Origin of the sequence: Cryobacterium algoricola (assembly GCF_004402485.1) — a bacterium.
GTDB classification, from domain to species: domain Bacteria; phylum Actinomycetota; class Actinomycetes; order Actinomycetales; family Microbacteriaceae; genus Cryobacterium; species Cryobacterium algoricola.
The window spans coordinates 99,754-121,784 of the sequence record NZ_SOFG01000023.1 but is presented as its reverse complement, the minus strand read 5'-3'; the positions used below and the strand labels follow the sequence as shown (position 1 = coordinate 121,784).

General features: G+C 69.7%; 20 protein-coding genes. 12 read left to right on the top strand and 8 right to left on the bottom strand.

Going from position 1 to position 22,031, the window contains the following annotated elements:
* Positions 1–12: 12 nt before the first annotated feature.
* From E3O44_RS16560 to E3O44_RS16540, 5 genes are read left to right on the top strand one after another with little or no spacing between them, the layout of a single operon-like run.
* Entirely contained in the window at positions 13–915 is a 903-nt protein-coding gene (locus E3O44_RS16560; RefSeq protein ID WP_134535873.1) for a F0F1 ATP synthase subunit gamma, read from the top strand.
* Between the two features lie 18 nt (positions 916–933).
* The gene (atpD, locus tag E3O44_RS16555) at positions 934–2,397 is read left to right on the top strand and encodes a F0F1 ATP synthase subunit beta (RefSeq protein WP_134535872.1); all 1,464 of its coding nucleotides are present in this window, start codon (positions 934–936) and stop codon (positions 2,395–2,397) included.
* 2 nt (positions 2,398–2,399) lie between these two features.
* Positions 2,400–2,666: a F0F1 ATP synthase subunit epsilon gene (locus tag E3O44_RS16550; RefSeq protein ID WP_134448166.1), complete on the top strand. Its 267-nt coding sequence runs from the start codon at positions 2,400–2,402 to the stop codon at positions 2,664–2,666.
* Positions 2,667–2,683: 17 nt separating this feature from the next.
* Complete coding sequence (locus E3O44_RS16545) at positions 2,684–3,454, top strand: YaaA family protein (protein WP_134535871.1); 771 nt, start codon at positions 2,684–2,686, stop codon at positions 3,452–3,454.
* Positions 3,455–3,501: 47 nt separating this feature from the next.
* A complete protein-coding gene (locus E3O44_RS16540; protein WP_134535870.1) occupies positions 3,502–4,482 on the top strand; it encodes a malate dehydrogenase in 981 nt (326 codons plus the stop codon).
* A gap of 444 nt (positions 4,483–4,926) precedes the next feature.
* Here the strand turns inward: E3O44_RS16540 and E3O44_RS16535 are convergent, their stop codons facing one another.
* The 4 genes from E3O44_RS16535 to E3O44_RS16520 form a co-directional block, all read right to left on the bottom strand.
* The gene (locus E3O44_RS16535) at positions 4,927–5,547 is read right to left on the bottom strand and encodes a DNA-3-methyladenine glycosylase I (RefSeq protein ID WP_134535869.1); all 621 of its coding nucleotides are present in this window, start codon (positions 5,545–5,547) and stop codon (positions 4,927–4,929) included.
* The gene (locus E3O44_RS16530; RefSeq protein ID WP_134535868.1) at positions 5,544–6,044 is read right to left on the bottom strand and encodes a methylated-DNA--[protein]-cysteine S-methyltransferase; all 501 of its coding nucleotides are present in this window, start codon (positions 6,042–6,044) and stop codon (positions 5,544–5,546) included. Before E3O44_RS16530 ends, E3O44_RS16535 begins: the two co-directional genes overlap by 4 nt.
* Before the next feature lie 239 nt (positions 6,045–6,283).
* Positions 6,284–7,363, bottom strand: coding sequence for a medium chain dehydrogenase/reductase family protein (locus E3O44_RS16525; protein ID WP_134535867.1), 1,080 nt, complete (start codon positions 7,361–7,363; stop codon positions 6,284–6,286).
* A 147-nt stretch (positions 7,364–7,510) separates the two neighbouring features.
* On the bottom strand, positions 7,511–8,071 hold the full coding sequence (locus E3O44_RS16520; RefSeq protein WP_134535866.1) for a TetR/AcrR family transcriptional regulator: 561 nt from the start codon (positions 8,069–8,071) through the stop codon (positions 7,511–7,513).
* A 123-nt stretch (positions 8,072–8,194) separates the two neighbouring features.
* Between E3O44_RS16520 and E3O44_RS16515 the strand changes: the two genes are divergently transcribed.
* The 5 genes from E3O44_RS16515 to E3O44_RS16495 all read left to right on the top strand — a co-directional run bounded on the left by E3O44_RS16515 (position 8,195) and on the right by E3O44_RS16495 (position 13,399).
* Positions 8,195–8,860 (top strand): TetR/AcrR family transcriptional regulator, encoded by a 666-nt coding sequence (locus E3O44_RS16515; protein WP_134535865.1) that lies wholly within the window; start codon positions 8,195–8,197, stop codon positions 8,858–8,860.
* 8 nt (positions 8,861–8,868) lie between these two features.
* Positions 8,869–10,602 (top strand): ABC transporter ATP-binding protein, encoded by a 1,734-nt coding sequence (locus E3O44_RS16510; RefSeq protein WP_134535864.1) that lies wholly within the window; start codon positions 8,869–8,871, stop codon positions 10,600–10,602.
* The gene (locus tag E3O44_RS16505) at positions 10,599–12,590 is read left to right on the top strand and encodes an ABC transporter ATP-binding protein (protein WP_134535863.1); all 1,992 of its coding nucleotides are present in this window, start codon (positions 10,599–10,601) and stop codon (positions 12,588–12,590) included. Before E3O44_RS16510 ends, E3O44_RS16505 begins: the two co-directional genes overlap by 4 nt.
* Positions 12,591–12,594: 4 nt before the next feature.
* A complete protein-coding gene (locus E3O44_RS16500; RefSeq protein ID WP_134535862.1) occupies positions 12,595–12,966 on the top strand; it encodes a YidH family protein in 372 nt (123 codons plus the stop codon).
* 73 nt (positions 12,967–13,039) lie between these two features.
* Entirely contained in the window at positions 13,040–13,399 is a 360-nt protein-coding gene (locus tag E3O44_RS16495; protein WP_166792692.1) for a DUF202 domain-containing protein, read from the top strand.
* A 56-nt stretch (positions 13,400–13,455) separates the two neighbouring features.
* Here the strand turns inward: E3O44_RS16495 and E3O44_RS16490 are convergent, their stop codons facing one another.
* Together E3O44_RS16490 and E3O44_RS16485 are read right to left on the bottom strand one after the other, a co-directional pair.
* Positions 13,456–13,848, bottom strand: coding sequence for a TraR/DksA family transcriptional regulator (locus E3O44_RS16490; protein WP_134535860.1), 393 nt, complete (start codon positions 13,846–13,848; stop codon positions 13,456–13,458).
* A gap of 155 nt (positions 13,849–14,003) precedes the next feature.
* Entirely contained in the window at positions 14,004–15,617 is a 1,614-nt protein-coding gene (locus tag E3O44_RS16485; protein WP_134535859.1) for a molybdopterin-dependent oxidoreductase, read from the bottom strand.
* A 149-nt stretch (positions 15,618–15,766) separates the two neighbouring features.
* Between E3O44_RS16485 and E3O44_RS16480 the strand changes: the two genes are divergently transcribed.
* Together E3O44_RS16480 and E3O44_RS16475 are read left to right on the top strand one after the other, a co-directional pair.
* The gene (locus tag E3O44_RS16480) at positions 15,767–18,265 is read left to right on the top strand and encodes a DEAD/DEAH box helicase (protein WP_134535858.1); all 2,499 of its coding nucleotides are present in this window, start codon (positions 15,767–15,769) and stop codon (positions 18,263–18,265) included.
* A gap of 122 nt (positions 18,266–18,387) precedes the next feature.
* Positions 18,388–19,440: a Gfo/Idh/MocA family protein gene (locus E3O44_RS16475; protein ID WP_134535857.1), complete on the top strand. Its 1,053-nt coding sequence runs from the start codon at positions 18,388–18,390 to the stop codon at positions 19,438–19,440.
* Positions 19,441–19,861: 421 nt separating this feature from the next.
* On the opposite strand, the gene E3O44_RS16470 is transcribed toward E3O44_RS16475, so the two are convergent.
* Both E3O44_RS16470 and E3O44_RS16465 read right to left on the bottom strand, forming a co-directional pair.
* The gene (locus tag E3O44_RS16470; protein WP_134535856.1) at positions 19,862–20,377 is read right to left on the bottom strand and encodes a LysM peptidoglycan-binding domain-containing protein; all 516 of its coding nucleotides are present in this window, start codon (positions 20,375–20,377) and stop codon (positions 19,862–19,864) included.
* A gap of 107 nt (positions 20,378–20,484) precedes the next feature.
* Complete coding sequence (locus tag E3O44_RS16465) at positions 20,485–21,861, bottom strand: L-serine ammonia-lyase (RefSeq protein ID WP_134535855.1); 1,377 nt, start codon at positions 21,859–21,861, stop codon at positions 20,485–20,487.
* Positions 21,862–22,031: the final 170 nt, after the last annotated feature.

Here is a 22,031-nt window from a genome sequence, read left to right as displayed (position 1 = left end):
CACAGGAGCCACATGGGAGCGCAACTTCGGGTCTACCGGCAGAAGATCAAGTCTGCCCAGACGATGAAGAAGATCACTCGGGCCATGGAGTTGATTTCGGCCTCGCGCATTCAGAAGGCGAGGGCGAGGGTTTCGGCCTCGACTCCGTACTCGCAGTCGATCACCCGGGCGGTCTCGGCCGTCGCGACGTATTCCAACGTCGCGCACGTTCTGACGACCGAGCCGGAGAAGGTCGAGCGCGCCGCGGTCGTCATCTTCACCTCGGACCGGGGCCTCGCAGGGGCGTTCAGCTCTCAGGTGCTGAGAGAAGCCGAGTCGCTCAGCGAACTGCTGCGCGGTCAGGGCAAGGATGTCGTCTACTTCCTCGTCGGACGCAAGGCCGTCGCCTACTTCGGCTTCCGCAGGCGCGCCTCCGAGCGGGTCTGGACCGGCGGAACCGACCAGCCCCAGTTGGAGATCGCCCAGGAGATCAGCGAGTCATTGCTGGAAACCTTCCTGCGTGATGCAGAAGACGGTGGCGTCGATGAGATCCACGTGGTGTTCAACCGCTTCGTGAGCATGGTCACCCAGGTGCCCCAGGTCGTCCGCCTGCTGCCGCTCGAGGTCGTCGAGGGAGTGGACGAGCCCGGAGACGGTCAGGTCCTGCCCCTCTACGAGTTCGAACCGGACGTCGAGACGGTTCTCGACGCCCTGCTGCCGGTCTACATCGAGAGTCGCGTGTTCAACGCGATGCTCCAGTCGGCCGCCGCAGAGCACGCCGCACGCCAGAAGGCGATGCAGTCGGCCGCCGACAACGCCGACAAGCTGATCACGACCTTCACCCGGCTGTCCAACAACGCCAGGCAGACCGAGATCACCTCGCAGATTTCCGAGATCGTGGGTGGGGCCGATGCGCTCTCATCCGCCAAGAACTAAACCAGAGAAGAGAGAGCAATGACTGACATCGCAACCGCGCCAGTCCACGCGCCGGTCGATACCGTTGCCGTCGGCCGGATCGCCCGCGTCACGGGCCCGGTCGTCGACATCGAGTTCGCGCACGACTCGATCCCGGGCATGTACAACGCGCTGAAGACGACCATCGTCATCGGTGACGTCTCTACTGAGATCACCCTCGAGGTCGCGCTTCACCTCGGAGACGACCTGATCCGCGCGATCGCGCTCAACCCGACCGACGGCCTCGTCCGCGGCCAGGAGGTCCGGGACACCGGAGCCCCCATCATGGTTCCGGTCGGCGAGGTCACCAAGGGCCGCGTCTTCAACGCCATCGGTGAGGTGCTCAACGCCGAGCCCGGCGAGAAGATCGAGATCACGGAGCGCTGGCCCATCCACCGCAAGCCGCCGCCCTTCGACCAGCTCGAGGCCAAGACCCAGCTGTTCGAGACCGGCATCAAGGTCATCGACCTGCTCACGCCGTACGTCCTCGGCGGCAAGATCGGCCTCTTCGGTGGAGCCGGCGTCGGCAAGACCGTCCTGATCCAGGAAATGATCCAGCGCGTCGCGCAGGACCACGGTGGAGTCTCGGTGTTCGCCGGAGTCGGCGAGCGCACCCGTGAGGGCAACGACCTCATCAAGGAAATGGAAGAGGCCGGCGTCTTCGACAAGACCGCCCTCGTGTTCGGCCAGATGGACGAGCCGCCGGGAACGCGTCTTCGCGTCGCCCTCTCCGCGCTCACCATGGCCGAGTACTTCCGCGACGTCGCCAAGCAGGACGTGTTGCTCTTCATCGACAACATCTTCCGCTTCACCCAGGCCGGTTCCGAGGTGTCGACCCTTCTGGGCCGCATGCCGAGCGCCGTGGGCTACCAGCCGACCCTCGCGGACGAGATGGGCATCCTCCAGGAGCGCATCACCTCGACCCGTGGCCACTCGATCACGTCTCTGCAGGCCATCTACGTGCCCGCCGACGACTACACCGACCCGGCACCGGCGACGACCTTCGCCCACCTCGACGCCACGACCGAGCTTTCGCGCGAGATCGCGTCGAAGGGCCTCTACCCGGCCGTCGACCCGCTCACCTCGACCAGCCGTATCCTCGACCCCCGCTACCTGGGCGCCGACCACTACAACACGGCCGTCCGCGTCAAGGCGATCCTGCAGAAGAACAAGGAACTCCAGGAGATCATCGCGATCCTCGGTGTTGACGAACTCTCCGAGGAAGACAAGGTCACAGTTTCACGGGCCCGTCGCATCCAGCAGTTCCTCTCGCAGAACACCTACATGGCGAAGAAGTTCACCGGTGTCGAGGGTTCCACGGTGTCGCTCAAGGACACCATCGAGTCCTTCACGGCTATCGCCAACGGTGACTTCGACCACGTAGCCGAGCAGGCATTCTTCAACGTCGGCGGCATCTCCGACGTCGAAGAGAAGTGGGCGAAAATCCAGAAGGAGAACGACTAGCCATGGCAGGGGCTCCGCTCACCGTCAGCGTCGTCTCGGCGGACCAGGAAGTCTGGTCCGGCGAGGCAACCATGGTCGTCGCGCGCACCGTCGAAGGCCAGATCGGCATCCTGCCGGGCCACGAGCCCTTGCTCGCCATCCTGGCGAGCGGCGAGGTACGCCTGACCCTGCCCGGCGGCGAGAAGATCGTCGCCCAGGCGGAAGACGGCTTCCTGTCGGTCGCCAACAACCAGGTCACGATCGTCGCGCGCAAAGCGGGGCTCGTCTAGCCTTGTCGATCTAGCCCGTGCTGCTCCTGCTGCCGCCCTCCGAGACGAAACGCACAGGCGGTACCGGCGAACCGCTCGATCTGAACCACCTCAGGTACCCGTCGCTGAACTCTCAGCGGCGGGTACTCGTGCGTGAGCTGCGCTCACTCGCCCGGAACCCCGAGGCCATGATGGCCGCCCTCAAACTCGGTCGCACCCAGGCCGGAGAGGTCGCCCACAACCGTGCGCTGACGACCGCACCGACGATGGCCGCGCTCGACCGGTACACGGGTGTGCTCTACGACGCCCTGGACGCGCAGACACTGACGCTCGCCGACCGTGACTGGGCCGCAGGGAACGTGCTCGTCCACTCGGCACTGTTCGGTCCGATCGGCGCACTCGATCCGATTCCGGCCTACCGGCTGTCCACGACGAGCCGGCTGCCCGGCCTCGCGCTCAAGCAGCACTGGGGGCCGAGAATCGCGGCTGTGCTCGCCGGGGAAACCGGCCTCGTTCTCGATCTCCGTTCGGCGGGATACGTCAGCCTCGGCGCCGCACCCTCCCGAACCGGCTCCGTGCTGCTCCGCGTCGTCACAGAAACCCCCGATGGGCAGGTGCGCGCCCTCAACCACTTCAACAAGACCGCGAAGGGCCGGTTCACCCGCGCCCTCATTCGGAGCGCCCCCGACCTCGGGTCCGTCGACGACCTGCTCGGCTGGGCTTCCGGCGCCGGCTTCACCGTGCGCACGACGGGGCCCGCCGCGCTCGAGCTCCTGGACGACGCGCCGCTCGCCGCGGCACTGTCCTGACGAACCCCGGCGCCCGGCCGTATGCTGGCAGCGTGTCCACTCCAACGATGAATGTCACCGTAACAGGCGCCGGCGGTCAGATCGGTTACGCCCTGCTCTTCCGCATCGCGTCCGGCCAGATGTTCGGCCCGACGACCCCGGTGAACCTCCGGCTCCTCGAGATCCCCGCCGGGCTCGCCGCAGCGGCGGGCACCGTCCTCGAACTCGAGGACTGCGCCTTCCCCCTGCTGCGGGACGTGATGGTGACGGATGACCCCACGCGCGCCTTCGACGGAGTGAACGTCGCCCTTCTCGTCGGCTCCCGGCCGCGCGGTATTGGCGAGGAACGCGTGGCGCTTCTCGAGGGCAACGGCCGCATCTTCGGGCCGCACGGCACGGCCATCAACGCCGGCGCGGCATCCGACGTGCGCGTGCTCGTGGTGGGGAACCCGGCCAACACGAACGCGCTCGTCGCGGCCGCGTTCGCTCCGGACATCCCCGCGGAGCGTTTCACCGCGCTGACCAGGCTCGACCACAACCGCGGCGTCGCCCAGCTCGCCGTGCGCCTCGGGGTGCACGTCTCCGAGATCGACGGCCTCGCCATCTGGGGAAACCACTCGGCGACCCAGTACCCGGACGTCTTCCATGCGACGGCCGCCGGGCGCCCGGTTCGCGAGCTCGTCGACGAGGACTGGCTCGCCGGAACCTTCATTCCCCGGGTCGAGAAGCGCGGCTACGAGATCATCACCGCGCGCGGCGCCTCCTCGGCCGGGTCGGCCGCCGAGGCGACGATCGACCACGTCTACGACTGGGTGCACGGCACCGGCTCGAGCTGGACCTCCGCCGCCATCGTCTCCGACGGCTCATACGGAGTTCCCGAGGGCCTCGTCTGCTCCTTCCCGGTGCGGTCGGTCGACGGTCAGTGGCAGATCGTGCAGGGACTCGAACTGAACGCCTTCTCCCGGACCCGGATCGACGCATCCGTCGCCGAACTCATCGAGGAACGCGACCACGTGCGCGCCCTCGGCCTGCTCCCCGCCGCCCGCTGACCTCTCGCGGGTCGAGCGCGGGTGTTCCGCCGCTCCGCGCGTGGTGCACCACCCGCGCAAACGGCGCAACACCCGCGCTCGGGGGAAGCCCCAGACGACGGCGCGGTGGCAGGCGATGTCGCGCGGCATTTTCGCCGTTGCGCGCCAGGCGCGCGTGGCGCGGAGCGGCGCACCGGGCGCGTAGGGGGCATCACGATGCGGCGTGGCCCTCGCGTATCACCGGCCGTGGCTCTCGCGTGGGCATGCTGGAGCCGCTGTGTGTCGCGCTATCCGAGGTGCGCGCCATTTTCGCCGTTGCGCGCCAGGCATGCCTGGCGCGCAGTGGCGCATCTGGCGCGCGTGACGGATATCGCGGGCGCCAGAAGCCCTGCCGCGGATGGATGTCGCGGGCGCGCGAAGCCGTGCCGCGGGCGCGCGCAGCGGGTGCAGGGTGCAGGCGCAGGGTCAGGAGGCGCGGTGGCAGCCGGCGAAGTGGTCGTCGACGAGGCCGGCGGACTGCATCAGCGCGTACATCGTCGTCGGGCCGACGAAACGGTAGCCGCAGGAACGGAGTTCCTTGCTGAGCGCCGTCGACTCCGGGGTGATCGCGGGGACGTCGCCGAGTTCGCGCGGCCGGGTCGCGCGGGCGGGTGGGGCGAAACTCCAGATCAGCTCGCCGAGCCCCTCGCCGAGGTTCTGGGTGACCCTGGCGTTGCCGATCGCGGCCTCGATCTTGCCCCGGTGGCGGATGATGGCGGCATCGCCGAGGAGACGCTCGACGTCTGCGGCGGTCATGGCCGCGACCCGGTCGACGTCGAAGCCGTGGAACGCCGCCCGGAAGGCCGGCCGACGACGAAGGATGGTGATCCAGGAGAGGCCGGCCTGGAAGCCCTCGAGGCAGAGCTTCTCGAAGAGCCGCTCGTCGTCGCGGAGGGGGCGACCCCACTCCTCGTCGTGGTAGCGGCGGTACTCGGGGTCGCCGATCGCCCACGCGCACCGGACCACACCGTCCTCGCCGGTGCGGAGGGCGCTCGGGGCTGTCGCAGGGGCTGCGGCAGCGCCATGTGCGGGCGCCGGGTCGGTCACGAACGGTACTCGATGCCCTCGTGGCCGAGCAGCCACTCCTTGGTGGGGATGCCGCTGCCGCCGCTGTAGCCCGTGATGCGGCCGTTGCTCGCGAGCACGCGGTGGCAGCCGATCAGGATCGGCAGCGGGTTCGCGCCGACGGCCCCGCCGATCGCGCGCCCGGAGCCCGGCCGGTCGATGGAGAGGCCGAGTTCGCCGTAGCTCGTGACGGTGCCGTAGTCGAGCTCGTCGAGGCGGGCCCAGACCGCGCGCTGGAATGCGGTGCCGCCCGCGAGGTGCAGCGGAACGTCGAATCGGGTGCGGGTGCCGGCGAAGTACTCGGTGAGCTGTTTCGCCGCCTCCTCGAGAACGGGGGAGGGGTGCTCCGGCTGGTCTTCGTGCGGCAGATGCCCCTCGCGCTCGATCGAGAGCGTGAGGACGCCGACGTCGTCGCCGGTGAGTTCCAGCCGGCCGATGGGGCTGGGGAGACGGATCAAGGCGGTCGGGGTGCTGTCCATGGTTCGACTGTAGTCGGGGGCCGCCCGCGCCTCTGGCGGGTTTCGGACCTGGGGAAAACCCGGCGTGAGCCGCGTCTGGTAGGGAGGCGCGACATCCGTGCCCGGCCCGTCGGGCCTCACGAAACGCAGGAGAATCGGGCCGTTGAGGCCGTAGTGGCCTCAACGGCCCGGATATCCTGCGTTTCGATGTGGGAACAGAACGGGCGGGAGGGGGAGAGGGTGCGGGCGGATGCCGCGGCTCAGGGGATCAGGATCACCTTGCCGAGAGCGGTGCGCGACTCGGCGAGCCGCATCGCGGCGGCGGCCTCGACGAGCGGGAACCGCGCGGCGATCTGCGGGGTGACGATCCCGCGCTCGACGAGGTCGAGGACCGCGGTGAGGTCCTCCCGGTGGTGCCTGCGGAAGGCGGCCGGCGTGATCCGGCGCCCGGCCCAGAAATCGTAGAACAGGGCGCGCTGGCCGTTCGGAAGGGCGTTCCAGAGGGTGAGCCGGGCCAGGAGGCCGATGAAGAGCGGCAGGAGCGGTCCGGTGTCCGTGAGGGCCGAGGCGATGCCGTACGAGACCAGTGTGCCGCCGCGGGCGAGCAGGCTCTTCGACATCCGGGCGCTCGCGAGGCCGAGGTGGTCGAAGGCGGCGTCGACGCCGCCGGGGGCGAGTTCACGGACGCGGGCGGCGAGGTCCGGGTCGGCGTAGCCGACCGGCTCGACCCCGAGGCCGCGGAGGGCCGCGTGGTGCCGGGGAGCGGCGGTGCCGATCACCCGGATTCCCGCGTGGACGGCGAGCTGCACGAGGATCGTGCCAACCCCGCCGCTCGCGCCGTGCACGAGGATGGTCTGGCCGCTCGTCACGCGCGCCTTCCGGTGCAGCATCTGCCACGCGGTGATCCCGTTGACGATGACCGACTCGACGACGGCGGCATCGATCGGTGCGGGCACCGGAACGAGGTCTGCGGCGGGCACGAGCGCCTCGCTCGCCCAGCCGCCGGTCTTGGTCGCGGCGGCGACCCGACGCCCCACGAGACCGGGATCGACCCCCGGGCCGACCGCCGCGACGACCCCGACGAGGTCGTAGCCGGGCACGAAGGGGAACTTCGGCTGGCCGGGATAGCGTCCGCGGCGCATCGACTGCTCGGCGAACGAGATGCCGCTCGCCTCGACGCGCACCCGGGCCTGGCCGCGGGACGGGGCGGGCAGCATCCGTCGCCGGATCTGGAAGCCGTCGGGTTCGACGATGCCGGGCATCACGATCTCGGTGGTGAGGGCGGGGGACGAGCCGGTCCGTGGAGTGGGTGTCGTTGCGGGGCCGTTGTTCGTTGTCATGGTGTTCTCCTGGTGTCGGTGTCGGTGTCGGTGTCGGTGTCGGTGATGGTGATGAGGGAAGGGGATAGGTGGGTGACTGATCACTCACTTGATTCGAAACGGTGAAGCGGGCGGCACCGGGCAGGTTGGCTGGTGCGGGGGAGTGGGTCAGGGGTGGCGGATGCCGGCCGTGAGCAGTCGCGCCCACTCGGCAGGCACGTCGTCGAGTCCGGTGGTGACGATGAGGTGGCAGAGCTGGCCGTAGGCGACGAAGCGCTGCACGGCTTCGTCCGTGGCACCCGAGCGCGAGCGGACCATGGTCGTGATCGATTCGATGCCCCGCCGGAGCGCGGCACCGATCTCGGGAATGGTTGCGGCGGACTGGGCGTGCACCTGGAGCATCAGGAGCGACCGGTCGGCGATGAGGTCGGCGTATGCTCCGCCCATCGCGTTGAGGATGCCGTCGGGGCTCCGGTCTGCGCTGGTCTCCGCCCCGCGGGAGAGGGCTGCCCCTGCGCGTTCGAAGCATTCATCGAGTGCGGCGACGAAGAGTGCCTCCTTGTTCGGGAACAGCTTGGAGACGTAGGCGGGGGAGATGCGGGCGTGTTCGGCGATATTCGCGATCGGCGTGCCGAGGTAGCCGGTCCGCGCGAACACCTCGATCGCGCTGTCGATCACGAGGGAGCGGCGCGCTTCGGCGGTGGACAGGCGAACGGCGGGGGCTGGCATGTGAGTGACTGTACACTCACTCATTCCGGGAGCGCAAGCGATTCGCGAAAGCCGATGGCTGTTCACGAGAAATTCGCCGGGTATCGGCTTGTGAGTGAGCGCTCACTCATCTAAACTGGCGGGATGACAGCCAAGCCGCCCCGTGCCAAGCCGCTGCCGGTCGAGGACCGGAGGGCGATGCTCATCGACGCGACCCTGCCGTTGCTGCTCGAGCATGGGAACGCCGTGACCACGCGGCAGATCGCCGACCGGGCTGGCATCGCCGAGGGCACCATCTTCCGGGCCTTCGACAGCAAGGACGACCTGATCGATGCCGTCGTCGCCCGGCAGGTCGATCCAGAACCGTTCCGGCGCCGGCTGCGCGGCATCGACACCGCCCTGCCCCTCGAGGAACGCATCACCGCGATCGTCGCCCTGATGCGGAACCGGTTCACGACCGTGTTCAGCCTGATGTCCGTGATCGGGCACCGTGGCCCGCACCCCAGCGACGACTCCCGGCGGGAATTCGCCGAGATCATCGCGCGGATCCTCTCTCCGGACCTCGACCGGCTCACCGTGTCCGCCGAGCGCGCGGCCCAGGTCATCCGGATGCTGACGCTCGCAGCGTCTGTCCCGCACGTCCGCAACGGACCGGAGTTCGACGACGCCGAGATCGCCGCGCTGATCCTGCACGGGATCGACGGAATCCCGGCGCCCGGACCGATGGCGCCCGGCTCGTCCCCCGTCGACACCTCCCTCCCGGCGTCCGCGCCGGCCACAGACTCCACCCTTATCCCCGCCTTGCCCTAGGAGAACCGATGCTCTGGAAATTACTCGTGAAGTACTTACGGCCATACTGGCGGCTGTTGGCGGCGGTGGTGGTGTTCCAGCTCGCGCAGTCGATCGCCTCGCTGTACCTGCCGACGCTCAACGCCGACATCATCGACCAGGGCGTCGCAACCGGTGACACCGGCTACATCCTCCGCACCGGCGGGATGATGCTCCTGATCACCCTGGCGCAGATCGTCTGCTCGATCATCGCCGTCTATTACGGGGCCAAGTCGGCCATGGCCCTGGGCCGCGACCTGCGCGGCGCGGTCTTCACCCGGGTCGGTGAGTTCTCCGAGCAGGAGGTCACCCGCTTCGGCGCCGCGTCCCTGATCACCCGTTCCACGAACGACGTGCAGCAGGTGCAGATGCTCGTGCTGATGACCTCGACCCTGATGGTCTCCGCCCCGATCCTCTCGATCGGCGGCGTGATCATGGCCATCCGCCAGGACGTGCAGCTGTCCTGGCTGATCGCGGTGAGCGTCCCGGTGCTCCTCATCGCCGTCGGGCTCATCATCGTGCGGATGATTCCCCTGTTCCGCACCATGCAGGTCAAGATCGACACCGTGAACCGGGTCCTCCGGGAACAGCTCACCGGCATCCGCGTGATTCGCGCCTTCGTGCGTGAGGACCGCGAGACCGCACGGTTCGCGGTCGCCAACGAGGACGTCACCGATGTGGCACTCCGCGCCGGCCGGCTGATGGCGCTGATGTTCCCGATCGTGATGCTCGTGCTGAACGTGTCGAGCGTCGCCGTGATCTGGTTCGGCGCCTTCCGGATCCAGGACGGGTCGATGCAGGTCGGCACCCTGATCGCGTTCCTCAGCTATCTGATGCAGATCCTGATGGCCGTGATGATGGCGACCTTCATGGCCGTGATGATTCCGCGCGCAACCGTCTCCGCCGACCGCATCGGCGAAGTGCTCGCCACCCCGTCGAGCGTCGTTCCGCCGGCAAACCCGGTCAACGCCACGATCGGCCACGGCGAGCTCGAACTGCTCGACGTGGGCTTCGCCTACCCCGGCGCCGCGCAGCCCGTGCTCAGCAACGTGAGCTTCCTCGCCCGCTCCGGCGAGACGACCGCCATCATCGGCAGCACCGGCTCCGGTAAGACCACCCTCATCAACCTGATCCCGCGGCTCTTCGACGCGACGAGCGGCACCGTGCTCGTCGACGGCGTCGGCGTGCGCGAGCTCAACCCCGACCTGCTCTGGGGCCACATCGGCCTCGTCCCGCAGAAGCCCTACCTGTTCTCCGGCACCGTGCGCAGCAACCTGCTCTACGGCAAGCCCGACGCGACCGAAGCCGAACTGTGGGAGGCGCTCACGATCGCCCAGGCGAAGGACTTCGTCGAGGAGATGCCGGAAGGCCTCGATGCGCCCATCTCCCAGGGCGGCACCAACGTGTCCGGCGGGCAGCGGCAACGGCTCGCGATCGCGCGGGCGCTGGTCAAACGGCCCGAGATCTACATCTTCGACGATTCGTTCTCCGCGCTCGACCTCGCAACGGATGCCCGGCTCCGGGCAGCCCTCAAGGTCGGCACCGACGGGGCCACGATGATCATCGTCGCCCAGCGGGTATCGACGATCATCGACGCCGACCAGATCCTCGTACTCGAGGACGGCCGGATCGTCGGACGGGGCACCCACGAGGAGCTCCTCGACACCAACACGACCTACCAGGAAATCGTGTCTTCACAGCTCACAGCGGAGGAAGCAGCATGAGCGAGTCAACCGAACGCCCCGCGGCGACAGCACCGGCCCGCGGGCCAGGCGGCGGACGCGGCCCAGGCGGCGGCCACGGCCCCATGGGCGGAATGAGCCTGCCCGCTGAGAAGGCGATGAACTTCGGCCCCTCGGCGAAGCGCCTGATGGGCAAGCTCCGGCCGGAACGGCTCTGGCTCCTGCTTGTCGTGGTGCTCGCCGTGATCAGCGTCACCTTCTCCGTGATCGGCCCGCGCCTCCTCGGCCAGGGCACGAACCTGATCTTCGCCGGCATCGTCTCGAAGGCGCTTCCGGCCGGGGTCACCCAGGACCAGGTCATCGCGGGTCTCCGCGCCTCCGGCGACACCGGCAAGGCCGATCTGCTGAGCGGCATGACCCTGACCCCCGGTCTCGGCATCGACTTCGCCGCGCTGTCGACCGTGCTGCTCTGGGCGATGATCCTCTACGTGCTGTCCTCGGCGTTCAGCTGGATCCAGGCCTTCGTGCTCAACGGGGTCGTGCAGCGCACGGTGTTCCGTCTCCGTGCCGAGATCGAAGCGAAGATCAACCGGCTCCCGCTCAAGTACTTCGACACCGTGCAGCGCGGCGAGCTGCTCAGCCGGGTGACCAACGACGTCGACAACGTCTCGCAGAGCCTGCAGCAGTCATTGAGCCAGATCGTCACCTCCCTGCTGACCGTCGTCGGCGTGATCGTGATGATGTTCATCCTGTCGCCGCTCCTGGCCCTGGTCGCCCTCGTCACCATCCCGCTCACGCTCGTGACGACGATGCTGATCGCGAAGCGCTCGCAGAAGCTCTTCGTCGGCCAGTGGACCAACACCGGAGAGCTCAACGGCCAGATCGAGGAGACCTTCACCGGTCACGCCCTCGTCAAGGTCTTCGGACGCCAGAAGGAGGTCGAGGAACGCTTCGCGGCCAAGAACGAGGAGCTCTACGTCGCGAGCTTCGGCGCCCAGTTCATCAGCGGCCTGATCATGCCCGCGATGACCTTCATCGGCAACCTCGTCTACGTCGGCATCGCCGTCATCGGCGGGCTGCAGGTCGCCTCCGGCGCCATGCAGCTCGGAGACGTGCAGGCGTTCATCCAGTACTCGCGCCAGTTCACCCAGCCGCTCGCCCAGCTGGGATCGATGGCCAACCTGCTGCAGTCCGGCGTCGCATCCGCCGAACGCGTCTTCAGCCTGCTCGACGCCGAGGAGCAGACCGCGGACCCCGAGCCCGCTGAGAGCCCGGTGGACAACCACGGCAGGCTCACCTTCGAGGATGTGTCGTTCAGCTACTCGGCCGACCAGCCGCTCATCGAGCATGTCAACCTCGTCGCCGAACCGGGCCAGACGGTCGCGATCGTCGGGCCGACCGGCGCGGGCAAGACCACCCTCGTCAACCTGATGATGCGCTTCTACGAGCTCGACTCCGGCCGGATCACCCTCGACGGCACCGACATCGCGACGATGACCAGGGACGACCTGCGCGGCAGGATGGGCATGGTCCTGCAGGACACCTGGCTGTTCGGCGGCACGATCCGGGAGAACATCGCCTACGGCCGTCCGGACGCCTCCGAGGAGGACATCCAGGCCGCCGCGCGCGCCACCTACGTCGACCGGTTCGTGCACTCGCTGCCGGACGGCTACGACACGGTGCTCGACGACGAGGGCGGCAACGTCAGCGCCGGTGAGAAGCAGCTGCTGACGATCGCGCGGGCGTTCCTCGCGAAGCCGAGCGTGCTGATCCTCGACGAGGCCACGAGCTCCGTCGACACCCGCACCGAGGTGCTCGTGCAGAAGGCGATGAGCGCGCTCCGCGCCGACCGCACGAGCTTCGTGATCGCGCACCGGCTCTCCACGATCCGGGACGCCGACCTCATCCTCGTGATGGAGGCCGGACGGATCGTCGAACTCGGCACGCACGAAGAACTGCTGCTCGCCGGCGGCGCGTACTTCGCCCTGTACAACTCCCAGTTCGCCGCTCCCGTCACCGACGAGGTCTAGGCGGATGCCCGACCGCGTTCCCGAAGGACGGTTTCCCCGGTCGGTCTACGGACGCGGCCGGGAACCGGACCCCCGGTTCAGCCTCGCCAACGAGCGCACCTTCCTCGCCTGGATCCGCACCTCGCTCGGCCTCCTCGCCGTCGGCGTCGCGCTCGGGGTGCTCGAGCTCCCGCTCCGGGGCGAGTTCCGGGTCGCTTCGTCCGCCGTGTTCCTGGCCCTCGGGGTGCTGGCGCCCGTGCACGCCTGGCTGAACTGGAGCCGGGTCGAACGTTCGCTCCGGGAAGACCGGCCGCTCCCCGCGCCCGCGCTGTCCGGCGTTCTCGCCGTCGGCATCGTCGTCGGCGGCCTGCTGATCGTCGCCGGCACATTCCTGTGAGCGTGCGCGGCCGTGCCGGGGTGCGCGGCCGGCACCCCGGCTGCGGCGCCGGCGGATGCCGGTGGGCGGCGTCGTGACGGAGACGCCGGACGCCGCGGAGCGTCCGTTCGACCCCGGCCTGCAGCCCGAACGAACCCTGCTCGCCTGGCAGCGCACCGTGCTCGCCCTCGCCGTCGCAGTCGCGGCGGGCGTGCGGTTCGCGGCACCCCTGGTCGGCGCGGCGGCCGTGATCCTCGGGGCGGTGGGGCTTTCGCTCACGCTCGCCGCGTACATCGGGGTCCGGTATCGCTACCGGCGCATGCACGCCGAACTGCGGGACTCCGAGGCGCTCGCGTCCCGGGGCGCCTGGCCGTTCGCGGCACTCGCAGCGGCAACGGGCGCGCTCGGCGTGCTAGCCGTGCTCTGCGTCGTCGGGCTCGGAGTCACGACGTGAGGTTCACAAGGTGATGCCGACCGCGGCGCTACCGCGCTAAGGCCCCGCTAAGGCCGCTACGGCCGCGCGCCGGCCTCGACCTCGCGGGCGCAGTCGATGCAGAGCTCCGCGGCCGGACGGGCCTCGAGCCGTTCCCGGCTGATCAGCTCGCCGCGCCGCACGCAGAGGCCGTATGTGCCCTCGTGGATCCGCGAGAGCGCGCGGTCGATCGCCGCGGACTTCGCGGCGAGCTCGTTGTGCACACCCGACATCCGGGACCACTCCATCGTGAGCGTCGGGCCGTCGGGGTCGTGCTCGTCGTCGTCGGTTCCGCTGTTGCGGGCGTCGAGCACCCCGGAGAGGGTCTCGTCCATGCGGCCCATGGCCAGGAAGGCGTCGTGGCGTTCTTCGAGGAGGAGACGCTCGAAACGCCGGAGCTCTGCGGCGGTGAAGTTGGCGTGGGTGCGCATGGTTGGTCCTTTCGCGCTGAGGCGGTCCCTGGAGCGGGCAGCCAGAATGTTCTGACGAGAATACGCCCGGCATTCCGGACTGTCTCGGGGCTTGCGCAGCGGTGCACAAGGTGCATCGACCGGCGCCGGTGGAGGACGAACCGGGGGAGCCGGGGCTATGCGATCGTGACGGTGACCTCGTCGAGACCCGTCGCACCATCGGGGATGACGTCCTGCCTGGCTTCCGTCTGGACGAGCCCGGCGGCATCCGTCGCCCGTACCCGGAGGGTATGCGTGCCGGCCGTCGCCGGCCAGGACCACGTCCACTGGCGCCAGGTGTCTGCCGAGATCGCCGCCGCGAGGGTCGCCTCTTCCCAGGCGCCGCCGTCGACCTGCACGTGCACCGCGCGGATGCCGGTGTGCTGGGCCCACGCGACGCCCGCGACGGTCACGGTGCCCGCTCCGGTCCGTGCACCCGACCGTGGCACGTCGATCCGGGAGGACACCTTGACCGGGCCCCGCTCCGACCAGCCGCGGTCGGTCCAGTACGCGGTGTGCTGGTCGAACCGGGTGACGGTGAGCTCGACGACCCACTTCGTCGCCGAGACGTAGCCGTAGAGGCCGGGCACGACCATCCGCACCGGGTAGCCGTGCTCGAGGGGGAGCGGGACACCGTTCATGCCAACGGCGAGGATCGCGTTGCGGTTCTCGTCGGTGAGGACCTCGAGCGGGGTGCTCGCGGTCCAGCCGTCCTGGCTGCGGGAGAGCACCATGTCGGCGCCCGCGGTCGGCACGGCCCGGGCGAGCAGGTTCCGGATCGGGTAGCCGAGCCAGGTCGCGTTGCCGATCAGGTCGCCGCCGACCGGGTTCGAGACGCACATCAGGGTTGTCGTGCTCTCCTCGAGGGGGAGGGCGAGCAGGTCGGCGAAGCTCAGTTCGACCTCGTTGTCGACCATTCCGGTGATCTTGAGGGTCCACGTGCTCGGGTCGATCCGGGGGACCTGGAGGGCGGTGTCGATCCGGTAGAAGTCCGCATTGGCGGTGATGAGCGGTGAGATGCCGTCCACGGCGACGGATGCCGCCTGCGGGATCTCAGGCGCCGTGACGGCAGGCGCGGGCAGGGTGAAGCGCGCGCGTGCGGCATCCGCTGCCCGGGTGCCGGCGGACACGACCTGCCCGATCACGAGGGCCACCGCGCCGACGGCGGCGCTCGCACCGGTGTACGCGAGGAAACGGCGACGGTCGACGTCGGTGCCGCCCGGTGCGGTGCCCGGCGCGGTGTGCGCGGGTGCCGGCGCCGTCTCGGCGCGCAGGCGGGTGATCAGCACGGTCAGGAGCACCGCCGCGACGACCATCGCGACGACGGCGGGGAGCGCGTCGAGAGTCGACGCGCTCGACCTGCTGAGCACCGCGAACACGGCGAGGCCGCCCGCCGCGACCGTGAGCACGCGCCCGAGCGGCGGGCGCACGAGTTCGAGCACCCCGGCGGCCGCGGCGAGCACGGCGGCGCCGAGGGCGATGACCACGATCAGGACCGTCTTGTCGTTCGTGCCGAAGAGGGCGATGACGAGTTCCTTGACCCAGCCGGGCACGAGATCGATCACGAGGGCACCGACGGCGAGGACCGGGCTGCCGGCCGGTGCGAACAGGGCGGCAGCGAGTTCGGCGGCGCCGAGCCCGGCGAGGGCGGCCGCGATCCCGGCGAGGGCGGCGAGTCCGGCGAGCCTCCGGGGAGGCCGTGGGCGCGCGCGAGAGCCAGCGGAGGGCGTGCGCGGATCGGGGCCGGTCATCCGTTCAGCCTAGGGCGGCCCCGGCGGGACGCGCCCGCGCATTCCTTACGATTCGCTGGTGTTTTCGCCAGAGTCTCGCCCACCACGGCGACGCTCGACGGGGTGCCCCGCAGGCAACGGCCAGCGCGATAGGGCAGGATCGAAGGATCATGGCAACTCTGAGCGCCCTCCCGTCCGTCACCGATCCCGATGCGCTCTTCGCGGCATTCGAGGGGTGGGCGACCGACCAGGGCCTCTCGCTCTACCCCGCCCAAGAGGAGGCGCTGATCGAGATCGTCTCGGGGGCGAACCTGATCCTGAGTACCCCGACCGGCACCGGGAAGTCCCTCGTCGCGGTCGGCGCGCACTTCGCCGCCCTCTCTGCGGGCAAGCGCAGCTTCTACACCGCGCCGATCAAGGCGCTCGTGAGCGAGAAGTTCTTTTCCCTCGTCGAGATCTTCGGTGCGGAGAACGTCGGAATGATGACCGGGGACTCCTCGGTCAACTCGGACGCCCCGATCATCTGCTGCACGGCGGAGATCCTCGCGAACCTCGCGCTCCGCAGCGGCGAGGACACCCAGGTCGACCAGGTCGTGATGGACGAGTTCCACTTCTACGGCGATCCCGACCGCGGCTGGGCGTGGCAGGTGCCGCTCCTGCTGCTGCCCCGGGTGCAGTTCATCTTGATGAGCGCGACCCTCGGCGACGTGACCGAGATCGCCGACGACCTCGCCCGCCGCACCGGCCGCACGGTCGCCGTCGTCACCGGGGTCGAGCGGCCGGTGCCGCTCAACTACTACTACGAGACCACGCCCGTGCACGAGACCGTCGAGGACCTGCTCAAGACCGGGCAGGCTCCCGTCTACATCGTGCACTTCTCCCAGGCCGCCGCCCTCGAGCGCGCGCAGGCGCTCTCGAGCGTCAAGGTCGCCACCAAGGAGCAGAAGGAGGCGATCGCCGAGCTGATCGGCGAGTTCCGCTTCACGACGAGCTTCGGCAAGACCCTGTCCCGGCTGATCCGGATGGGCATCGGCGTGCACCACGCCGGCATGCTGCCCAAGTACCGGCGCCTCGTCGAGCAGCTCGCCCAGCGCGGCCTGCTCCGGGTGATCTGCGGCACCGACACGCTCGGCGTCGGGATCAACGTGCCGATCCGTACGGTGCTCTTCACCGCGCTGACCAAGTACGACGGCGTCAAGATGCGTCAGCTCAACGCCCGCGAGTTCCACCAGATCGCCGGGCGGGCCGGCCGGGCCGGCTACGACACCGCCGGAACCGTCGTCATCCAGGCCCCCGACCACGAGACCGAGAACCTCAAGGCGATCGAGAAGGCCGGGGACGACCCCAAGAAGAAGCGCAAGATCATCCGCAAGAAGGCGCCGGAGGGCTTCGTCTCCTGGGGCGAGCCCTCGTTCCAGCGCCTCGTCAACGCGGAGCCGGAGACGCTGCACTCGAGCATGCAGATGACCGCGGCGATGCTGATCAACGTGATCGGCCGGGGCGGCGACGCCTTCGCGCACGTCTACGAGCTCGTTTTCGACAACCACGAGCCGTGGAAGCGCCAGCTCGCGCACGCCCGCCGTGCCCTCGGGATCTACAAGACGCTGCGCGCGGCCGGGATCGTCGAGCAGAGCGCGAGCGGGGACATCCGCCTGACCGTCGACCTGCAGCCGAACTTCGCACTCAACCAGCCGCTCTCGCCGTTCGCGCTCGCCGCGTTCGAGCTGCTCGACCCGGAGGCGCCCACCTACGCCCTCGACATGATGTCGATCGTCGAGGCAACCCTCGACGACCCGCGCCCGGTGCTGATGGGGCAGCAGTTCGCCGCCCGCGGCGAGGCCGTCAACGCGATGAAGCGCGAGGGCATCGAGTACGACGAGCGGATGGCGCTGCTCGAGGAGATCACCTGGCCGAAGCCCCTCGAGGAGCTGCTGACCTACACCTTCACGACCTACAAGGAGTCGCAGCCCTGGATCGCGGACTTCGAGCTCAGCCCGAAGACCGTCGTGCGCGACATGTACGAACGGGCGATGTCCTTCGGCGAGTTCATCGCGTTCTACAAGCTCGCCCGCTCCGAGGGCGTCGTGCTGCGCTACCTGTCCGACGCCTACCGGGCGGCCCGGCAGACCATCCCGGACGAGGCGAAGACCGAGGACCTGCTCGACCTGATCGAATGGCTCGGCGAGCTCGTGCGCCAGGTCGACTCGAGCCTGCTCGACGAATGGGAGGAGCTCATCCACCCCGACCTCGAAGCGCACGAACAGGGCGCCGTCTCCGTGCTCCCGCCGCCCCCGCGCCGGCTCACCACGAACGTGCGGGCCTTCCGGATCCTCGTGCGCAACGAGTTGTTCCGGCGCGTGCAGCTCGCGGCGCTCGAGAACTACGACGCGCTCGGCGAGCTCGACCGCGAGCACGGCTTCACAGCGGATGCCTGGGGCGACGCCATGGACGGGTACTTCGCCGAGCACGACGAGGTCCTCACCGGCGCCAACGCCCGCGGCTCCGGCATGCTGATCCTCGACGAGGGCGCGACAGTCTGGACCGTGCGGCAGATCCTCGATGACCCGGAGGGCGACCACGACTGGGGGATCAGCGCGACGATCGACCTCGCCGAATCCGACGATCTCGGCGCAGCATCCGTGCGGGTCACCGCGGTCGACCGGCTCTGAGGCTCGGGTCGCCGGGAGGCGCGTCGCGGCCGGCGGTGCCGTCTGAGGTGCGGTCTGCGGTGCGGTCTGCGGTGCGAGCGGCGGCGGCGGGTGGCGTCTGCCCCGCGGAGTAGCGTGGAAGCATGAGCGCAGCAGACAGCATCATCCGCCCGATCCGATCCGCCGTGATCGGCTACGGCCTCTCCGGGAGGGTGTTCCACAGCCCCTTCCTCGCCGCGAACCCCGAATTCTCCCTCGATGTGATCGTCACGAGTGACCCCGTGCGGCGTCAGCAGGCAGCCGACACCTATCCGGGCGTGCGTCTGCTGCACACCGTCGACGAGCTCATCGCCGCCTCAGACGACCTCGACCTCGTCGTGATCGGCTCCCCGCCGGGCACCCACGTCGAACTCGCCCATGCCGCGCTCGACGCCGGCCTCGCCGTCGTCATCGACAAGCCCTTCGCCCCCACGAGCATCGCAGGCCAGGGCCTCATCGAGAAGGCCAAGCGGCTCGGCCTGCTGCTCACCGTCTTCCAGAACCGGCGCTGGGACGGCGACTTCCTGACCCTCAAGGCCCTCATCGCCGAGGGCGCCCTCGGCGAGGTGCGGCACTTCGAGTCGCGGTTCGAATTCTGGCGCCCGACGCCGTCGGCTAAGGCCTGGAAGGCGAGCGCCGGCATCCGCGAGGGCGGCGGGATCCTCTTCGACCTCGGCGCGCACCTGATCGACCAGGCGCTGCAGCTCTTCGGGCCGGTCGACGGCATCTACGCCGAGCTCGCGACCCGCGTGCCCGGCGGGAACGCGGACGACGACACCTTCGTGTCGCTGCACCACGGTTCGGGGGTGCGCTCGCACCTCTGGATGAACGGGACGGCGGCCCAGGTCGGGCCGCGTTTCCACGTGCTCGGCTCCGAGTCCGGGTACACGAAGTGGGGCCTCGACGGCCAGGAGGCCACGCTGGCCGCCGGTGCGCTCCCCACGGATGCCGGTTTCGGCATCGAGCACGAGTCGGCCTGGGGCATGCTCGGCCTCGACGGCGCCCAGCACGCGGTGCCGACGGAACCCGGCGACTACGCGGCCTTCTACCGGGGACTCGCCGACGCGCTGCTGCGCGGCGCGCCCGCTCCCGTGGACCCGGAGGACTCGCTGCGCGTGGTGGGGATCATCGAGCGCATCTTCCGCCAGACCCGCTAGGCAGCATCCGCTCGCCCGCAGCCCCGCGAGATGGACCGTTCGCGCCGAGAAGTGCCGTTGTACCGGCGATTCTCGGCGGAAGAGGTACAGGTGGCCGTCGGCGGGCGTTAAAGCAAGCGACCGGCCCCGGTCGGACCAGGGAACCGTGTGCTCGCCCGCGCATCACGTTCCTCTGGCCCGACCGATGCCGGTCGGCTTCAGCGCCCCAACACGTTGGGACTGGTTCCACTCTCGTTCACCGACGTGAACGAGTGGTGTGCTTTGACTGAACGAGAGGTGCAGTTTCGCAGGCCCCCGGCGACCGGGAATCGGCGCAGGACCCACCCTGCCGGACGAAGCTGCCCGGCGGGCGCGTGCGCGCTGTGGAAATCGTGTCGATCCGCGGAGAATCTCCTGCGCGTCCGCCGGGAATGCCGTGTGACTAGCGCTTCGTGGTCCAGTCGAGGTTGATCACGTCGTTGATGTAAATGTCCTCGCCGAGGCCGGGCACCGACGGATTCATGTGGAGCAGCTGCTGAACGGGCACGTCGAAGCGCTGCGCGATCGCGAAGAAGTCGTCGCCCTCGACGACCTTGTAGGTCAGGAGTGCGCCGGCACCGTTCGACACAGCGGCGCCCCTGGCGCCCGCTGTCGCGCCCAGGTCGGTCGCCGGCCCCTCGGGAATCGGTGCGGCGGGGGCTGCGGCGGCGTTCGGGGTCGTGACGGGTGCCGCTCCCTTGGGTGGGTTGGGGACGAGCGGCACGTCGACGGGCGTCGGGGTCGGAGTCGGGGTCGGCGTCGGCGTCGGCGTCGGGGTGACGATCACGGTGGCCGTGACGACCACGGGCGCCGGGGCCGCCGCGCACCCGGCCAGGCCGAGAACGAGGATCCCGGAGACCACGATCGCGGACAACGGGCCCGCTGGCCTGAACGAGTGCTTGGACGACCGAATACGCATGAGACCCCCGGAGTGCAGTGAACGCGATGAATGCGGTGCGACCGTGAATGGCAGGGCTGCGCCCAGCATCCGAATCGCGTGTGCCAGCCTAGTTTAGGCTGGTCGGATCAACATTCGATCACATTGACGGCGAGACCGCCCTCGCTCGTTTCCTTGTACTTCGTCATCATGTCGAGGCCGGTCTGGCGCATCGTCTCGATGACGGTGTCGAGGGAGACGAGGTGGGTGCCGTCGCCGTGCAGTGCGAGGCGGGCCGCGGAGACCGCCGTCGACGACGCGATCGCGTTGCGCTCGATGCACGGCACCTGCACGAGACCGCCGACGGGGTCGCAGGTGAGGCCGAGGTGGTGCTCCATCGCGATCTCGGCGGCGTTCTCGACCTGGCGGGGGGTGCCGCCGAGCACGGCGCACAGGGCGCCAGAGGCCATCGCGCACGCGGAACCGACCTCGGCCTGGCAACCGCCCTCCGCTCCGGAGATCGACGCGTTGGCCTTCACGAGCGACCCGATCGCCGCCGCGGTGAGCAGGTAACGGCGGATGCCCGCGGCGTTCGCGCCCGGGACGAAGCGGAGGTAGTAGTGCCCGACGGCGGGGATGATGCCGGCGGCGCCGTTGGTCGGTGCGGTGACGACCCGGCCGCCCGAGGCGTTCTCCTCGTTGACCGCGAGGGCGAAGGCGTGCAGCCACTCGGTCGAGGTGTCCCGTTCGCGCAGGGGGAGCAGCTCATATTCCTCGAGCTGCATGCGGATGGAGGCCGCGCGACGCTTGACCTTGAGGCCGCCGGGGAGGGTGCCGGTCGTGGCCAGGCCGGCCTCGACGCAGACGTGCATGGCGTCCCAGATCGCGTCGAGCCCGGCGTCGAGGGCGTTGGCCCCGTGGATCGCCTCTTCGTTCTCGCGGGCGATCGCGGCGATGTCGACCCCGCGGGCGTCGCAGAGTGCGAGCAGCTCGGCGCTCGAGTCGTAGTCCATCGGTCGCGGTGAGGTCGCCGGCGGGATCATCGGGTCGCCCTCGCGGCGGATGAAGCCGCCCCCGATCGAGTACCAGGTCTCCTCGAGCAGGGGGAGGGCATCCGTTGCCGACCACGCCTGCAGGGTGAGCGCGTTCGGGTGCCCGGGCAGCCGGGTGCGCGGCTCGAAGCGGATGTCGCCGTGTTCCACGGTGATCTCGTGTCGGCCGTCGAGGAGAAGTGGTGCGCCCTCGCCCAGGCCGGCCCACGTTCCGCGCACGCCGGCCGGGTCGCAGGTCTCCGGGTGCAGGCCGCCGAGGCCGGCGAGCACGGCGTCGGGGGTGCCATGGCCGAGCCCGGTCGAGCCGAGCGACCCGTAGAGCGAGCAGCTCACTCGGGTGACCTCGCCGAGCCGGCCGGTTTCGGTGAGGTGCTCGGCGAAGGCGCGGGCGGCGCGCATCGGGCCGACCGTGTGGGAACTGGAGGGGCCGATGCCGATGGAGAACAGATCGAGGGCCGAGACATAGGCGGACATCCGTCCATCGTATGCGTGTCGGCCGTCGGCGTCCGGGGGCGCGCGGTCGCCCTGTCTCCGGCCCCCGCCCCGCGACCGCACCGAGGTGTCGCGGATCGATGTTCCCGGGCGCCCGGAACATCGATCTGCGACACCTCAGCCGTCTGTGACGCCGGACGACACCTCGGGAC

Coding starts and splice junctions, on each gene's coding strand:
- E3O44_RS16560 (WP_134535873.1), top strand. CDS start 13: ATGGGAGCGCAACTTCGGGTCTACCGGCAGAAGATCAAGTCTGCCCAG.
- E3O44_RS16515 (WP_134535865.1), top strand. CDS start 8,195: ATGACAGCCAAGCCGCCCCGTGCCAAGCCGCTGCCGGTCGAGGACCGG.
- E3O44_RS16530 (WP_134535868.1), bottom strand. CDS start 6,044: ATGGACAGCACCCCGACCGCCTTGATCCGTCTCCCCAGCCCCATCGGC.
- E3O44_RS16490 (WP_134535860.1), bottom strand. CDS start 13,848: ATGCGCACCCACGCCAACTTCACCGCCGCAGAGCTCCGGCGTTTCGAG.
- E3O44_RS16510 (WP_134535864.1), top strand. CDS start 8,869: ATGCTCTGGAAATTACTCGTGAAGTACTTACGGCCATACTGGCGGCTG.
- E3O44_RS16470 (WP_134535856.1), bottom strand. CDS start 20,377: ATGCGTATTCGGTCGTCCAAGCACTCGTTCAGGCCAGCGGGCCCGTTG.
- E3O44_RS16520 (WP_134535866.1), bottom strand. CDS start 8,071: ATGCCAGCCCCCGCCGTTCGCCTGTCCACCGCCGAAGCGCGCCGCTCC.
- E3O44_RS16480 (WP_134535858.1), top strand. CDS start 15,767: ATGGCAACTCTGAGCGCCCTCCCGTCCGTCACCGATCCCGATGCGCTC.
- E3O44_RS16540 (WP_134535870.1), top strand. CDS start 3,502: ATGAATGTCACCGTAACAGGCGCCGGCGGTCAGATCGGTTACGCCCTG.
- E3O44_RS16505 (WP_134535863.1), top strand. CDS start 10,599: ATGAGCGAGTCAACCGAACGCCCCGCGGCGACAGCACCGGCCCGCGGG.
- E3O44_RS16465 (WP_134535855.1), bottom strand. CDS start 21,861: ATGTCCGCCTATGTCTCGGCCCTCGATCTGTTCTCCATCGGCATCGGC.
- E3O44_RS16500 (WP_134535862.1), top strand. CDS start 12,595: ATGCCCGACCGCGTTCCCGAAGGACGGTTTCCCCGGTCGGTCTACGGA.
- E3O44_RS16525 (WP_134535867.1), bottom strand. CDS start 7,363: ATGACAACGAACAACGGCCCCGCAACGACACCCACTCCACGGACCGGC.
- E3O44_RS16485 (WP_134535859.1), bottom strand. CDS start 15,617: ATGACCGGCCCCGATCCGCGCACGCCCTCCGCTGGCTCTCGCGCGCGC.
- E3O44_RS16475 (WP_134535857.1), top strand. CDS start 18,388: ATGAGCGCAGCAGACAGCATCATCCGCCCGATCCGATCCGCCGTGATC.
- E3O44_RS16550 (WP_134448166.1), top strand. CDS start 2,400: ATGGCAGGGGCTCCGCTCACCGTCAGCGTCGTCTCGGCGGACCAGGAA.
- atpD (WP_134535872.1), top strand. CDS start 934: ATGACTGACATCGCAACCGCGCCAGTCCACGCGCCGGTCGATACCGTT.